Origin of the sequence: Sorangium sp. So ce295 (assembly GCF_051527405.1) — a bacterium.
GTDB lineage: Bacteria > Myxococcota_A > Polyangia > Polyangiales > Polyangiaceae > Sorangium > Sorangium cellulosum_B.
Genome location: NZ_CP150324.1, coordinates 5,840,001 through 5,855,490 on the forward strand (window position 1 = coordinate 5,840,001; position 15,490 = coordinate 5,855,490).

Genomic DNA, 15,490 nt, shown 5'->3' on the forward strand with positions numbered 1-15,490 from the left:
CTTCAATGCAGCACGGCTGCGGGTGCGTGCCGCGCGCGTGCATCGATTGCGCGACGCATCCTCCTCTCCGCTGGCCTGACCTCTGCAGACACCGGCGACCCAGGTGGCACAGGGTAGGCGTCGGGGGGATCGGCCATGACAATGCGCATCGGGGCGATGGCGGTGGGCTCAGCGGTTCTCGCGCTGGGCTGTATGGACCTGGATCAGCAAGAGCCGCCACGCGAAGGCGTGGCCGCTCTGCAGATACAGAGCGGCGCGCGGCCGGAGACGGCGCGCTTCATCGAGGGTGGATCGGTACCGTACGTGCTCGGCTTCTCGCCCGAGACCGGGCAGATCCTCGGCGGCTCGCACACGCTCCTCATCCCGCTGACCGGGACGCGAGAGGCCATCGACGGCGCGAACCTGCCCACGAGCCTGCATCCGGAGCTCAGGGGGTCGTACGCGGCGCTGAACTCGAGCCTGCTCCAGGGCCAGTCCACGGGCCCCTTCGCCTCGCAGTGGTGGCCGCAAAACAGGAACGGCATCGCGGACCGGTGGAACTCCGCGGTCAAGGACTACGGCGATCTGACGTCCGATCCAGACAATCTCTCGCCGGCCGAGAAGTACGATCTCCTGTTCTACGCGGGACAGGGCCGGTCCCTCCATGCGCCCGCGGGCACAATCACCTTGGGGGTGGGCCGGGCTGACGGGCTGCGCGCTCCCCGGGCGACGCGCGTCGCGGGGCCGACGACGTACTGGGAGCTGAAGAACCACGGCCTGTATCAAGGGGTGACCCCGGAGTACTGGTGGGGACACTGCAACGGCTGGGCGGCCTACGTCGTCGCCGAGGACGGCGGGCCGCCGCAGCGCGACATCCGCGTGAAGCTCTCGAGCGGGAAGGTGACCACCTGCGCTTCGGTGGAGACGGGGTGCATCCTGTTCCGCACCGCCGATATCGAGGCGCTCATGACCGAGCTGTACCACAGCGACTCGGCCACGGTGTCCGGGCGACGCTGCGAGGCGCGAGAGGACCTCGTCCAGCGCGATCAGTACGGAAGGCCCGTCGATCCGGCGTGCCGCGACCTGAACCCCGGGACGATGCACATCGCCATGACCGGCCTCCTCGGGCTGGGCGCAAGCTCCATCAGCTCGACGTCGAGCGCTCGGGCGCGGCGCGCGTTCGTCGTCGACTACACGTGGCACCGCGAGGTGTGGAGCTACCCGGTCACGTCGTTCAACATCGACGCGATGGCGGAGGTGAGCGCGCAGGAGGCAGCGCGGCTCGTCTGTAACGGCGGGTTCCAGGGGGCGGATTGCTACAATTACCGGTTCAACCCGTACGCGAGGCGCTTCGTCCGGGTCAGCGGGCGCTACGGGATGGTCTCGGACGAGGTGAGCCCCGAGCAGCTCCTCCAGCCCCCCGCGCAGCGCAACATCCCGGTCATGAACGTGGAGCTCCACTACGTGCTCGAGCTCGACGATCGGCTGGCGGTGATCGGCGGCGAGTGGATCAGGAACCCCGCCCTCGTCAACGGCATCAACGGCAAGTTGATGCACCCCGACTACCTGTGGCTCCCGGTGAGAGCGCAGGGCCCAGGGGAAGACGCCGACGATCTTGGCGGCTCCACGGACAACCCGTACATCGCGTACTCGCGCGCGAAGGCGCTGCTGAATCTGTCGCGCGCTGCCGTGACGGGGAGCAGGCCGTCGGAGTAACTCGGAGTGAAGTGATCGGAGTGAGCGCGCGCCGACGGCATCGGTGACCAGGCGCTGGCCATCGCGGTGAGCGCGCGCCGACGGCCTCGGTGACGAGGCGCTGGGCCATCGCTTTGCCGGCGCCGCGCCGCCGCGCGCCGGTCTACGATGGCGCCGCCATGGTGCACCTGGACGAGACGTTCGCCGCGGCGCTCCGCGGCGCGGACGTGCGGTGGCTCGCCGAGCACGTCGACGAGGCGCTCTGCAGCAAGGAGATGCTCCGCCAGCTCGTCAAGCACGAGGACGAGCGCGTGCGGTACCTCGGGCTCACGCGGATGGCCCAGGCCGCCCGGCGCGAGGGCAGCGCTGGGCGGCGAGAGCTCGCGGCGCTGCTCCCGCGCACGCTGCGCACGCTGGACAGGACGCCGGAGATCGCGCTGCTCCTCGCCGGGCTCTACCGCGAGCTGTGGCCCTCCCTCCCGGATCAGCGCCTCCCGGCGTGGCGCGAGGCCTCGCTCCCCGCCGCCGTCCGCGTCGCGTGGCTCCGGACCGAGATCCTCACGCGGCCGGAGGCCCTCCGCGGCGAGCCCGCCGGCGAGCTCCTCTACCAGGCGCTCCACGCGCTCGATCCGGCCGAGCTCCCCGCGCCCGAGGCGCTCCTCCCCGAGCTCGCGGCGCGCCGCGATCCGGTCCTCGCGGCCGCGGCGCTCGACCTCACCCGGCGATGCCTGCACGCGGCGCTGCTCGCGCCCGATCAGGCGCGCGCGGTGCTCGCCGCGCTGCTCGACGCGGCGGCGCCCGCGATCGTCGCAGGCGCGCTGCGCGAGCTCGCCGCGCCCTGGGCCGTCCTCGCCGGCGCGCCGCTCCCGGGCGCGCGCCTGGAGCAGCTCCTCGGCGGCGCCCCCGAGGTGGCCGCCGCAGCGCTGGAGACGGCGGCGCGCCACGGCGAGGGCGCCGCGCTCCGCGCGTTCGTCTCCCGCGAGGACGCGCCGCCGCGGCTCCGGCAGCGGGCGCTCACGCTCCTCGGCGAGCACGCGACCCGCGAGGACGTCGGCGCCATCCTGAGCGTCGCGGCGGGCGATCCGCTGCTGCTCGGCCCGAGCGCGATCACCTGCCTGCGCGCGCTGCACCGGCGCGGGCACTTCCCCGCCCCGGAGCACGCGGCGGCCCTGCTCGATCTCGCCCTCGCCGATCCCACGATCGCCGCGGAGGACGTCGCGGCGATCGCCTTCACCTGCCGGCGCGCGCTCCTGTCGGCGCTCGCCGCGGCGCCGGGCGGCGACGCGAGCTGGCCGCGCCGCGCCGAGATCATCGTCGCCATGGCGCGGCAGGGCGCGGCGGATCTCCCGCTCGGCGACGCGCTCGCCGAGAAGCTCCGCGACGCGCCCTCGCCCGCCCCCCTCCTGCGCGCGCTGGGCGCCCTGCGCCACGCGGCCGCGGAGGACGACGTGCTCGCCGCCCTGCCGCGCGCGCCCGCCGCGGCCCTGGAGGCGCTCGCCGCGATCGGCGGCCCACGCACGGCGGAGGCGCTCCGGGCCGCGCTCGGCCAGGGCGGCACAGGCGCGGCCATGGCGCCGCACCTCCGAGGCGAGCGCCACCGCGCCGCGGCGCTGCTCTGGCACCTGACGGAGGAGCCGGCGGAGCGGCGCGCGCTCGTCGCCCGCCTGAACCCCCGGGACCTGCCCGCCGAGATCGCCGCCGACCTCGCCGGGGCCGAGGCGGCGGAGCTCGCGGTGCTCCAGCGCGCGGTGAAGCGGTGCACGCCAGCGGACGCGCTCAGGGCGCTCGCGCGCGCGGGCGACGCGAGCGCCCTCCCGGCGATCGCCGATCTGCTGCTCCGGATCGCGGCGGATCACGCCGCGGCGTGGGCCCCCGGCGGGCCAGCCGAGCCGCCCGATCGCGACCTCGACCGGGGCCCCGCGCGGCCCGCGGAGCCGGCGATCCCGGACGACGTCACGGAGGCGATCCGCGGCCTCGGGCGGCGACTCCACCAGCGCCGGAAGATCCGGCCTGTCTGCCTCCTCGACGCCGCAAGCGAGAGCGCGGCCGGCGACGCGCTGCTCGCGAGCCTCGCCCTCGATCTCCTCGACCGACCCGACGTGTCCGCGGGCGAGCGCGCGCTCCTCGTCGACCTTCTGCGCTCGGCGCGCGGTCAGGCCGCCCGTTCGCGCGTCCCGCGCTTGCTCCGCCACCGCGATCCCCGCGTGCGCAAGCGCGTGATCGCGCTGCTCGCCGAGGACGGCGCCGAGGCGCTCTCGGCCAGCCTGACGCTCCTCACGGGCGCGGGCGACGTGCAGACGGCGAGGCAGGCGCTGCGCGCGCTCGGGGGCATGGAGGCGCGCTGGGCCTGCCCCGCCATCGCCGCGTGCCTCGATCACCCGAACATGAGCATCAAGAAGACGGCAGCCGAGGCCCTGGCGCGGGCGGGCGGGCCCGAGGCCGTGCCGAAGCTCGTCTTCTGGCTCGGCCGCCACGACAACCCGGGGCTGCGGGCTGCGCTCGAGGCCGCGCTGCGGGCGATCGTCGGGCCGGCCTGCGAGGCGACGATCCTCGCCGCCGCGGGGGCCGCGGAGGACGAGCGCGCCCGCGACCGGCTGCTCGACGCCCTGAGCGGCAAGCTGTCGGCCCAGGCGATCCGGAGCGGGCTCCGCCAGGGATCGGCCGCGGCGGCGCGGCTGCTCGAGCGGGTGCTCGATGGCGAGATCGCCCTCGCCTCCGGGACCGCCGACGAGCTCGCCGTGGAGATCGAGGCGCACGGGCTCTCTGCCCGCGAGCGAGGGCGGCCGGGCGCCGCGCCTCCCCCAGGCGCCTCGGACGCGCTCGCAGGCGCCGCGGACGCGCTCGCTGCCGCGCTCGCCCGCGACGGCTGGGACGACGCGACGGCGCGGCGCCTGCTCGAGCGGCAGGCGGCGCTGACGCACCGGTGGCTCGCCGCCCTGCGGAAGCTCGCGCCGGAGTGGCTCCGCCTGGCAGCGGACGAGCCGGCGCTGCGCGACGCGGCGCTCCGGCTGATCGTCCGCGCGTCCACCGCCCCGTGGTCGCCCGTCGAGGCGCGCCTGTACGCCCGGCACGCCGCGGTGCTGCTCGACGGGCTCGCCGCGGCGTCGGCCGATCTGCGCGACGGGCTGCTCCCGCTGCTCGAGAAGGCGGCGCCCGAGCTCGCGCGCGCCGAGGCGCTCGGCGTCGCGGCGCGCGTGCGCGGGCTCGCGCCGGCGCCGGGGGCGCGCCGATCGCCGCTCGCGCTGCTGCGGCGGTGCGGGGCGATCCTCGGGCGCGCCGACGTCGATCAGGCGCTCGCGATGGCGCGCGCCGCCGCCGATCCATGGACGGCCGAGCCGGCGATCCTGCGCGAGGCGTTCGGGGCGACGGCCGAGGCGGGCGATGGCGAGGATCCCGAGGGCGCGGCCGCGTGGCGGGCGGCGCTCCGGGCCGCGGCGCTGGAGCCGGCGGCGCTCGCGGCGCTCCGGGAGCGGCCGCGCGGCGGCCTCGGCTCGCGCGCGCAGCTGGCCGCGCTGATCGAGGTGTTCCCGGCCGCGGCCGAGCCGGCGCGGCCGGCGCTGATCGACTGGATGGAGTCGCTCCAGCCGATCGGCGCGCCGCCCTGGACCCTCGCCGAGCAGGCGGCCGCGCCGAGCGCCGGCGCTCGGGTGCCCCGGCCGTCCGATCTCGACCAGCCGCGCTCGGCCGCGCTCCGCGAGCGCCTGCTGTCGATGCTGGCCGCGCCCGCGCCCGAGCTCCGGAGCAAGGCCGCCGTCGCGCTCCTCTCGTGGCCGGAGCCCGACGCCCGCGCCGCCGCGCTGGAGGCCTACCTGCGCGGCGACATGGACGGCGTGGACCCCCCGGGGCTGCCCTGCCTGGCGCCCTCGCTGCTCCATCTCTCCGAGGAAGAGCTCCGGGGCGACCCGGCCGACGAGGCGCGCCGGGAGCGCGCGGCGCGCCTGGTGGACCTGCTGACGCCGCCGCAAGCGGAGCGCCTGTTCCCGCAGCTGCTCTCGTGGTGGGAGTCGGGCGCGCCGACGACGCGCGCGGCGGCGGCCCAGGCGATCCGCCGCGTCGCGCCCGACGCGCGGGCGGCTCGCCTGCTCGATCACCTCCGGCAGGGGGCGTGGGGCTACCTCGATCTGGTCGCGGGCGAGCGGCTGCTCCGGACGCCGGAGCTGGAGGCCGTGGTGGAGCGCCTCCGCGCCGAGGGGCGCGCCGATCTGGCCGGGCGCCTCTCGCTCGACGACGGCCCGCTCCGGCCGCCCGGAGGGGGACGCGCGGCCGAGGAAGCGCGGGCGCTGGAGGCGCTGCGCGCGCGCCCGGAGCCACAGGCGCCCGAGGCGAGCGACCGAGGTCCAGCGCGGCAGGAGCTCGTGCGGCTCGCGCGCGCAGGAGACGCGGAGCAGGCGCGCCGGGCGCTCTCGGCGCTGGCCGGGGCGCCCGACGGGGAGCTCGCGGCGCTGCTCGTGGAGCTGCTCGGCGATCGGCGCCCCCGGGTGCGGCTCCACGCGCACCGGCTGCTCCGCGACGCGGTCGATCGCGCCGCCTACCTGCGCGCGACGTGCGCGCTCCTCTCGGATCCGCTGCCGGACGTGGTCCGCTCGGCGATCCGGATCCTCTGCTTTGCGCCGTGGCCGCCGGCGCTCCCCGCGATCGTGGGCCTGCTCCTGCACCCGCACGCGGTCGTCCGCCGCGCGGCCGCGGAGGGGCTCGGGCACGTGGGCGCGCCGGCGATCCCCGCGCTCAAGGACGCGCTGGGCCGCGCTCGGCCGGACCGGCGCGAGGTCTATGCAGAGGTGATGAGGCGGATCGAGGGGCGGTGATCGAGCGGGGCGCCGCTCCTCAGTTGACCCGCGGCCCCGGCGCATCCACGGGCGCCGCTCCCGGCCCGAGCTCCCCTGCCCCGGGCGCGGCCGGCGGCGACACCACGCCGCGGTCGGGCTCGCCGAGGACGCAGGCCTCCTTCCCCTCGACGACCTTGCAGCGGTAGTCGGCCGGGCATTTCCCCCCGCACGGCTGCCGCACACACATCCCCGTAGCTGCGTCGCACGCCGTCCCTGTTGGACACGCCGCGTAGCAAGTGTCGTACAACGCGCGGTTTGCGACGGTCGACCCGGCCGCACCGACGAGGGCGGCCGCGGCGTCCACATAGCCGGTGCCGCTAACCCCGGTGCCGGCGTTCTCGTCCCGGTCACCATCGCCATCAGGTGATGTCCGCACCGCCCTCGCGCCGAGCAGGAACTCCGGCGGTCCCTTCCGCGAGGTGAAGCACCCTGCCAGGATTCCAACCGAGCAGCAGGAGATCAGAAGGACGGTAATTCGCATAGAAGCGAGATCCTCCATACACACCGAAACGATTCCACGACAACGCAGGAGCACACTCCGGTACCATCGACGCGATGCAGGGGAGGGAGACGAGGTGAGTGAACCTGTGCACCTAGCGCCGTGGCCCACACCGCTCCGCTGGGAGGTACCGCCCAGGAGCTGGAGCGCTGGGAAAGCGTCGAGCCTGACCGTCACAGCAGGCGGCGAGACCGACCTGTTCCTCGATCCGGAGCGCACCCGGGGCGCGCTGAACGCGCCGCGCTTGCTCGGGACGCCGCACGGCGACTTCCTCGCCAGCGCGCGGGTGACGGTGGGCTTCTCGGCGGCGCGCGACGCCGGCGTGCTGCTCCTCTGGGCGCACGAGCGCTCGTGGGCGAAGCTCTGCTTCGAGCTCTCGCCGGAGGGCGCCCCGACGGTCGTCTCCGTGGTGACCCGCGGCCTGTCGGACGACCGCCGATCCTTCGAGGTCGACGCGGATCACGTCTGGCTGCGCGTCTCGCGGCTCGGGCGGGTGTGCGCGTTCCACGCCTCCACCGACGGGACGACATGGCACCTCGTCCGCAGCTTCTCGCTGGGCAGCACGGCGGAGCTCGCCGTCGGCTTCTCGGCCCAGTCGCCCGCAGGCGACGGCTGCACCGCGGTCTTCGACGACATCCGCTTCGCGCCGCGCCGCCTCGGCGACCTCCGCAGCGGAGACGGCGTGTACGGCGATGCGCTGGCGCGCGCCGGTCAGATGCCGCCGCTCACCGGGCTCGCCTTGCCGCTCCCGCACGTGCTGTGAAGCGCGGGCCGCGCGACGGCGCGCGGCCTCGTCCTGCGCGCGCCCCCGCGGCGCCCGTGAGCGCGCAGGATCCGGCGTGACGACGGCGCCAGGGACAGGCTTGTCCCTGGCCAGGATCTCCACATCCAAGTCGCTCGATTTCGTGTCCCTGGCGGCGTTCTCCATGACCTGTCGCCAGGCTCCGTGTCCCTGGCGATCGTGTCGATCTTCGATGTCGGCCGTTTCCCTGTCTCTCGTGACGTTCTCCGTCTCCCTTTCGCGTGACTTTGCCCCGCGAGCGGAGATGTTTCGATGTCCGAAGAGACGCCAGTGACGCTGTAGCGTCGGGTGACAGACGCCCCGAGCATAGCTCTTGCTCGTGAATCCGACGAGGCTCGGGGACGGTGACCACCGGGGCTCCACCGCAACGAGTCTCCGTCGTAGAAAGAGGGGAAGTATGAGCAATCGTCGCAATCTCCAGAACTGGCTCGGCATGGCGCTGGTGACAGGGCTCGTCTGCGTCTCCGGCGCTGCGTGCGTGGGATCCATGGATCCGTCGATCGACAGCGAAGAAGCCGGCGAGACCGAGCAAGCGATCGTGAACGGCTTCGTGGCGGGGACCAGGCTCGATTGCACGATGTCGGGCCCCACCCCGACGGGGAGGCGGTGGGCATATCTGATCGTCGGCAATGACCAGTCCACCTGTTACCGGACTCCCAACATCCATCGCCCGGACCTGGCGCCGGAGACCGCCATCCACTGCCACTCTCTCGGCAGGAGCATCGGATGTGATTACATCCAGGACCTCTAGGTCCCATCCCATCAGGCGGCCGCGCGCGGCAGGGCGGCTCGGCGGAGCGTGACCGCCTGGTCGAGATCGAGGCGGCGCCGAGGGCGGTCGTGGCCCCCTCGACGCCGCGAACACCTCGCGTGGCGCACGCTGGCCCCTCCGCGCGCCGCGCCGCGAGCAGGACCATCGCCGCGGTCCTCGTCTGCGCCTGCGCGCCGGGCGCCCTCCTCGGGCGGGCGCTCTGCAGATCTCCCGGGCTGTTTCCCTCGCTCGCCGGACCCGGTAGTCTCGGGGCCGATGCTTGAAGAGAACACCCCTCAGGGGCCGCCGGCCGGCGCGAGCGCGCGCCGGATCGGCGCGCTGTTCCAGCCCTTCTCGCCGGGGTTTGCAGACGACCCCGCGCGCGCGTTCTATCAGGCGGCCCACCGGGAGGCGCCGGTCGCTTACAGCGAGGCGTTCTCCGCCTACCTCGTCACGGGCCACGCCGAGCTCACGCAGGTGCTCCGCGAGCCGGTCCTGTTCTCTTCCGCGCACATCCTCGACCTGCCGCCGGATCTGCCGCCGGAGGTGATCGCCGAGCTCAAGCAGGGCGTGTACGAGCTGCCGCCGGCGCTCTTCAACAACGACCCTCCCGGGCACACGCGCGCGCGGGCGCTGTTCTCCAAGGGGTTCACGCCAGCGAGGGTCGCGTCCCTCGAGCCGGCGATCGCCCGGGCCGCAAACGAGCTGGTGCGCGCCATGGACCCCGGCAGCGGCCCTGTGGATCTGATGCAGGCGCTCGCCTTCCCGCTCCCCTTGCAGATGAGCGCCGCCCTGGTCGGGATACCGCTCGAGGACGCGCCCCTGCTCAGGGCCTGCCAGGACGAGCGGTTCACGCTCTACGATCCGACGGCCGACACGGCGCGCAAGGTGGAGGCGGCGCGGCGGTTCGTCTCCTACGAGCGCTACCTGACCGCCCTCATCGAGCGGCGCCGCGCCGAGCCCGCCGACGACCTCATCACCGCCCTGATCGGCGCCCGCGTCGACGGCGAGGCGCCGCTGTCGGTCGACGAGATGATCTCCCATATCATCGTCCTGTTCTTCGCCGGCTACGAGACCGTCGCGAGCCTGATCGGCTCGCTCGTGCTCCGCCTGCTCGAGGCGCCCGCGCTCTGGGACGCCATCGGCGGCGACGCGGCGCTGCTCCAGGCGGCGATCGAGGAGACGCTCCGGATCGACGCGCCCGTGCAGATGGAGCCGCGGCGCGCGACGGCGCCCGCGGTCGTCGGCGGCGTCGAGATCCCCGCGGGCGCCACGGCGTTCGCCTTCTTCGGGGCCGCCAACCACGACCCCACGGTCTTCCCGAGCCCGGAGCGGTTCGACGTGACCCGCCCCGTCGCCACCCCGCGCGGGCGGCACCTCGGCTTCGGCTGGGGGGTCCACACGTGCATCGGCGCTCCCCTCGCGCGCATCGAGGTGAGGTGCGCCGTGCAGGCGCTGCGCGCCGCGTTCCCCGGCCTGCGCCTCGCCGCCGCGGCGCGGCCGAGCTACGCGCCCAGCCTGTTCTTCCGAAAGCCCATGGCCGTGCCGGTGACGCTCGGCGCGGCGTGACTGCGTCCCGGGGGATCAGGAAACATCCCGATCCCGTGCCGAGGGCCGGCACATCGCAGGAGGCAAGGCACCATGACCAGAGATCTTCGCGCGCGCATCATGCACATCGTGGGAGCCGGCATGTTCACCGGCCTGTCGCTGGCTGTCGGCTGCCTCGATGGCGCCGTGGAGGGCGCGGAGACAGGTACGGGCGCGGGCGGTCAGGGCGGCGCCGGCGGTCAGGGTGGCGTCGGCGGGCAGGGCGGCGCCGGCGGGCAGAGCAGCGTCCAGACGAGGTGCTTCTCGCTGGAAGAGATCCAGCAAAACGCCGGCGACGGGGGCGGCGGGGCCGGCGGCGCTGGAGGGAGCGCCGAGGCCTGCCCGAGCGACTACCATCCGAACCCCGTGTCCTGCGTGAGCTACGAGAACGGCCGGCTGGAGGACGGCCAGTGCTGCTACGACGTCGACGACCCGGGCATCGGCGCCTGCGGCCGCCCGTTCCTCGTGGGCGGCGAGCCGCGCCTGGCCGGCGTCGAGGCGCGCGCCGACTGGGCGCTCGATCCTGCGACGGACGACGTGACCGCGCTCGATCCCGCGACGCGCGCCGCCCTCGCGGAGGCGTGGCTCGCCGACGCGCGCCTGGAGCACGCCTCGATCGCGTCCTTCGCGCGCTTCACGCTCGATCTGCTCGCCCTCGGCGCGCCGCCCGCCCTGATCGACGCCGCGCACCGCGCCCTGTCGGACGAGCTGCAGCACGCGAGGACGTGCTTCACGCTCGCGAGCCGCTACGCCGGCCGGCCGCTCGGCCCGGGGCCGATGGCCATGGACGGCGCGCTCGGCGCGCCCACGCTCGCCGGCGCCGCGGCCAGCGCGGTGCGCGAGGGCTGCGTGGGTGAGACGCTCGCCGCGCTCCTCGCAAGCGCGCAGCGGGACCGCGCGCGCGACCCCGAGGCGCGCCGTGGCCTCGACAGGATCGCGGCCGACGAGGCCTCTCACGCCGAGCTCGCGTGGGCGTTCGTGCGCTGGGCCGTGGCGCGCGGCGGCGAGCCGGTGCGCGCGGCCGTGGCGCGCGCGTTCGACGAGGCGCTCGCCCTGCGGGGCGCGCACCTCGGCGAGCGCGCCGGGATCGACGCCGCCGCATGGCGTGACCACGGCCGGCTCACCGAGGCGGAGCGGGCGCGCTGCCACCTGGAAGCCGTGCGCGACGTGATCGCGCCGTGCGCAGATGCGCTGTTGTCCGCGCCCCTCTCCGCTCCCTCGCCCGACGCCAGCCCCTGCGCCGCGGCGTCGCCCTCGTGAGAGGATTCAAGAAAGCATCCATACCCCTGCCCCGATCCGCGTCCGTCGAGATCAGCCGATATCAGCCGGCGTCAGTGGACATCAGTCGGCGTCGGGCGACGTCAGTCGACGTTGAGCCTCGCCGCAATGGCGCGCTGATGACCCAGCAGTTTCAAGCAGTTGTCGACAGATGGCGGCAGCAAAAAAACATCGCTGAGCGTGTCGATCTCGGGCCCGCCCGTTCGTCGTGACGGTAGAACCAGGGCGCATCCGGTCAGTGCCGTCCGGACGACCCGCTTCGAACCAGCACGACCCAGGAGAGGAGATACGACATGCGATCCATGATGACCGCGGTACCGGCCACCAACGACGCCAAGGTAGCGCAAGAGCAGCCGGATCACGCGCCGCCGCGCTCCGATCGCCGGACGAGGAGCGCGGTCGTGAGGCGCGCCTCGATGGCAGCGTGCCTGTTCGTCGCCGCGTGCGGCGGCGCGGAGGACTCCAGCGATCCGGAGCCGACCGCGTGGAAGGACATGAACTTCGAGCAGCGCGTCGCCTACATGAACAGCGACGTGCTGCCGCGGATGAAGGAGGTGTTCGTGGCGTACGACCCGGCGTTCGAGACCATGGACTGCGCGACGTGCCACGGCGCCGACGGGCCCACGCGCGCCTACGCCATGCCGAGCCCGGCGATCGCCGTGCTACCCGACACCGAGGAGGGGTTCCTCGAGTACGTGCAAGACCCGGAGCACCCCGAGCGCGCGGAGTGGAGCACCTTCATGTTCGAGAAGGTCGTGCCCGAGATGGCCAGCCTGCTCCAGCGCGTCCAGTACGACCCCACGACCAACAGTGGCGACTTCTCGTGCAACAACTGCCACACGCTGGGGTCGGTCGAGCCGTGAAGCAGCCCGAGGGGGGGACGAGCGGCGCTGACCTCGGCCCCCTCGCGCCCGTCGGCGCACCTCCGCTCTCCGGTCCGCGTCCTTTTGGGACTGGCGCCTTCGCGTTGGTTTCGTCACATCCGGCGCCCTGATCCGCCAGTGTCGATCGGATCATCCTGCGCGGCCAGAGCGCCCCGCCGCTGCCGAGCCGACAGCCACGGCAGCGCCGCGTGGCCCTCACGCTCGACGGCGAAAGGTCGATCGCCGGGCGCCCGGCCCGGTATATCTCGGTCCAGAGGAGGTCTCCCATGTCCGACCCGACCGAGATTGCAGAGTGCAACGCGCAGTTCCTGGCCGCCTGGGTCCACTTCAGCCGCTGCCTCCCCGGTCACCGGATCGAGCACGCGGACGGTGTCTCCGTCATCCTCTCGGGCACGGGCATGGCGCTGCTCAACATCGCCACGCTCTCCTCGCCGGCCGGCAACCTCACGGATCTGGAGCGCCGCGCGCGCATCGGCGCCGAGCTCGCCCGGACCGGCGGCGTTCCCTGGTTCTTCGCGCTGTCCGACAGCTGGGCGCCCGGCGGTGACGCGGAAGCGGCCGCCGAGCTCCTGGCCGGGCTCGGCTTCCAACCTGCGGTGTCGATCATGGGCATGGTGGCCGACGCGCTCCCCACCCCGCGGCGGGAGATCGCCGGCCTGGAGCTCAGGCGCGTGGGCGACGCCGAGACGCGCGCGGCCGTCGCCGATCTCAACTCCATCGCCTACGGCCTCCCGCTCCCCACCGGGCGCGCCGCCCTGGCCCACGAGGCGCTGTGGGACGACCGGGCGTTCGGGCGGGTCGGCTACGTGGGCGACCAGCCGGTGTGCTGCGCGGCGACGTTCATGGTGGCGGGGATCCGGTACGTGGGCTTCGTGGCCACCGCGGCCGAGCACCGGCGCAAAGGCTACGCCGAGGCGGTGATGCGCTGCTGTCTCGACGACGCGCTGAGCGCCACCGGCGCCCAGAAGACCGTCCTCCACGCGACGGACCTGGGGCGGCCCGTGTACGACGTGATGGGCTACCACGCGGTCACGCGCTTCGCCTTCTACACGCCGCCGCCGGACTACCTGCCGCCGACCCAGGCCTGATCCCGCGCGCCCCCGCCTACCACCCGCACGTCTTGCCGCGGTTCTGCTGGTCGAGCCAGTCCTTGAGCGGCCCGAAGTAGGCGAGCATCGGCGCCGCATCCATCCGCCGCGATCCCGTCACCACCTCGAGCGCCTCCGGCCACGGGCGGCTCCGCCCCATCTCCAGCATCCGCCGGAGGCGCTCGCCGGCCTTGTCGCTGCCGTAGATCGTGCAGCGGTGGAGCGGCCCCTTGTACCCCGCTGCGTCGCAGAGCGCGCGGTGGAACTGGAACTGGAGGATATGGGCGAAGAAGTACCGGATATACGGGACGCTCGCCGCCACATGGTACTTCGCGCCAGGATCGAAGTCCGACTCGGAGCGAGGCACCGGCGGCACGACACCCTGGTACCTCCTCCGGAGATCCCAATAGGCCTTGTTGAATCCCGCCGGCTGGATGTCCCCCGAGAACACCCCCCAGCGCCACCGGTCGAGCGAGACCGCGAACGGCAGGAAGGCGATCTTGCCGAGGGCCTCGCGGAGCAGGAGCGAGAGGTCGCTGGAGGCCGGGGGCAGCTGGTCCACGAGCCCGATCCGCTGGAGGTACTCCGGACTGACCGAGAGCCCGATCGTGTCGCCGATGGCCTCGTGGAACGCGGGGTTGGGGCTGTCGCGGTACAGGAGCGGCAGGTGGTTGTACGCCCGCTGGTAAAAGGTGTGGCCGAGCTCGTGGTGGATCGTCTGGAAGTCGCCGGCCGTGATCTCGATGCACATCTTGATGCGCAGATCCTCCTCGTCGTCGATGTTCCACGCGCTCGCGTGGCAGACGACGTCGCGATCCGCCGGCTTGACGAAGAGCGACCGCTCCCAGAAGGTGGCCGGGAGCGGCTCGAACCCGAGCGAGACGAAGAAGCGCTCGCCCGTCTTCACCATCTCGATCGGCGTGTACCCCTTCGCCTGCAGCGCGGCGTCGAGATCGTAGATCGGCGCGGCGCCCTCGGGCTCCATGAGATCGTAGATGTTGCTCCAGTCCTGCGCCCACATGTTGCCGAGCAGATCCGCCCGGATCGGGCCCTTGCCGGGCACGACGTCCTCGCCGTACTTCGCGGCGAGCCGGCCGCGCGCGTAGCAGTGGAGCGCGTCGTAGAGCGGCTTGACCTGCCCCCAGAGGCGATCGACCTCCCGCGACAGCACGCCGGGCCGCATCTCGAATTTCGAGCGCCACGCGTCGCCTGTGTCCTTGAACGCGAGCTCGCGGGCGCCCTCGTTCGCCAGCTGGACGAGCCGCGTGAAATCGCCCCGCATGGGGGCAGAGACCGTGTGCCAGCCGACCCACGCCCGCTTCAGCTCCTCGGGGTCGCGGCTCTTCGCGAGGGTCCTGCTCAGGTCCTCGAGATTGAGGCACTCGCCGCTCGCGGGGCAGTACTTGCCCGCTCCGTACATCGCCTCCAGCCTCGACGCGATGGTCGCGACCTCCTTCGTCTTCGCGGGATCGGCGGGCGCGTAGAGCGTGAGGGACGTCCGCAGGAGCTCGAGCCGGCGGCGGATGTCATAGGGCAGATCGAGGTCGAGGAAGCGGGCGGCCCGCTTCGCGTAATCGGCCTGCACCCCGAGCAGCTTCGCGCTCGCCGCGGCCGCGAGGATCTCGGTGTCGACGGTGATGTACGTCGCCGCCACCCACGCCGCGCGGTTGTTGTAGGTGCTGAGCTCGTGCAGCTCCGCCTCGGCCGCATCGATGAACCGCGCGGCCTCCTCCGCCGCCGGGTCGGTGGCGGGCTGCGGCGGCGTGGGCGGGGCGGGATCGGAGCAGGCCGCCGTGAGCGCGAGCATGCTGCAGGGCAACGCGACGAACATCGGAATGCGCACCATTTCTCGCCGCTCCTCGATCGCGGACAGCTCCGGCGTAAGACCGTCCCTCCACCCCGGACGCGCAGAGGGCGCGGGGTGCGCTTCGGCGCCGCGATCCTGGTGGGGCTCCTAAGGCCGCTCGCCGGCTCCAGCAATCCTCTCGGGCGCGCGGCGGCGATGGCCGAGAGGCGGCAAAGTCCGCTCGATCCAGGTCATCGCGCCAGCCTGGAGGTGGCCCCTCGTCGCGAGATCGCTCAAGATCCGCCCGGAGATGGG

General features: G+C 73.9%; 10 protein-coding genes. 8 read left to right on the plus strand and 2 right to left on the minus strand.

From position 1 onward, the window contains the following. Positions 1 to 135 precede the first annotated feature (135 nt). Positions 136 to 1,695, plus strand: a complete 1,560-nt coding sequence (locus WMF11_RS22075; RefSeq protein WP_437978797.1) for a hypothetical protein — start codon at positions 136 to 138, stop codon at positions 1,693 to 1,695. Positions 1,696 to 1,853: 158 nt separating this feature from the next. Then, positions 1,854 to 6,479, plus strand: a complete 4,626-nt coding sequence (locus WMF11_RS22080; RefSeq protein WP_437978798.1) for a HEAT repeat domain-containing protein — start codon at positions 1,854 to 1,856, stop codon at positions 6,477 to 6,479. 19 nt (positions 6,480 to 6,498) lie between these two features. Here the strand turns inward: WMF11_RS22080 and WMF11_RS22085 are convergent, their stop codons facing one another. Continuing rightward, positions 6,499 to 6,981: a hypothetical protein gene (locus tag WMF11_RS22085; RefSeq protein ID WP_437910477.1), complete on the minus strand. Its 483-nt coding sequence runs from the start codon at positions 6,979 to 6,981 to the stop codon at positions 6,499 to 6,501. 94 nt (positions 6,982 to 7,075) lie between these two features. Between WMF11_RS22085 and WMF11_RS22090 the strand changes: the two genes are divergently transcribed. The 6 genes from WMF11_RS22090 to WMF11_RS22115 all read left to right on the plus strand — a co-directional run bounded on the left by WMF11_RS22090 (position 7,076) and on the right by WMF11_RS22115 (position 13,389). Beyond that, positions 7,076 to 7,762, plus strand: coding sequence for a DUF1349 domain-containing protein (locus WMF11_RS22090; RefSeq protein WP_437978799.1), 687 nt, complete (start codon positions 7,076 to 7,078; stop codon positions 7,760 to 7,762). Between the two features lie 436 nt (positions 7,763 to 8,198). After that, positions 8,199 to 8,552, plus strand: a complete 354-nt coding sequence (locus WMF11_RS22095) for a hypothetical protein (RefSeq protein WP_437554560.1) — start codon at positions 8,199 to 8,201, stop codon at positions 8,550 to 8,552. Between the two features lie 276 nt (positions 8,553 to 8,828). Continuing rightward, positions 8,829 to 10,121, plus strand: a complete 1,293-nt coding sequence (locus WMF11_RS22100; RefSeq protein ID WP_437978800.1) for a cytochrome P450 — start codon at positions 8,829 to 8,831, stop codon at positions 10,119 to 10,121. Between the two features lie 72 nt (positions 10,122 to 10,193). Next, positions 10,194 to 11,399 carry a ferritin-like domain-containing protein gene (locus WMF11_RS22105; RefSeq protein WP_437978801.1) on the plus strand — a complete coding sequence of 402 codons (1,206 nt, stop codon included), beginning with the start codon at positions 10,194 to 10,196 and terminating at the stop codon, positions 11,397 to 11,399. A gap of 311 nt (positions 11,400 to 11,710) precedes the next feature. Continuing rightward, positions 11,711 to 12,280, plus strand: a complete 570-nt coding sequence (locus WMF11_RS22110) for a hypothetical protein (RefSeq protein WP_437978802.1) — start codon at positions 11,711 to 11,713, stop codon at positions 12,278 to 12,280. Between the two features lie 287 nt (positions 12,281 to 12,567). Then, complete coding sequence (locus WMF11_RS22115; RefSeq protein WP_437978803.1) at positions 12,568 to 13,389, plus strand: GNAT family N-acetyltransferase; 822 nt, start codon at positions 12,568 to 12,570, stop codon at positions 13,387 to 13,389. Positions 13,390 to 13,405: 16 nt separating this feature from the next. Here WMF11_RS22115 and WMF11_RS22120 read toward each other — a convergent pair whose 3' ends face one another. Beyond that, positions 13,406 to 15,235: a M2 family metallopeptidase gene (locus WMF11_RS22120; protein ID WP_437978804.1), complete on the minus strand. Its 1,830-nt coding sequence runs from the start codon at positions 15,233 to 15,235 to the stop codon at positions 13,406 to 13,408. Between the last annotated feature and the right edge of the window lie 255 nt (positions 15,236 to 15,490).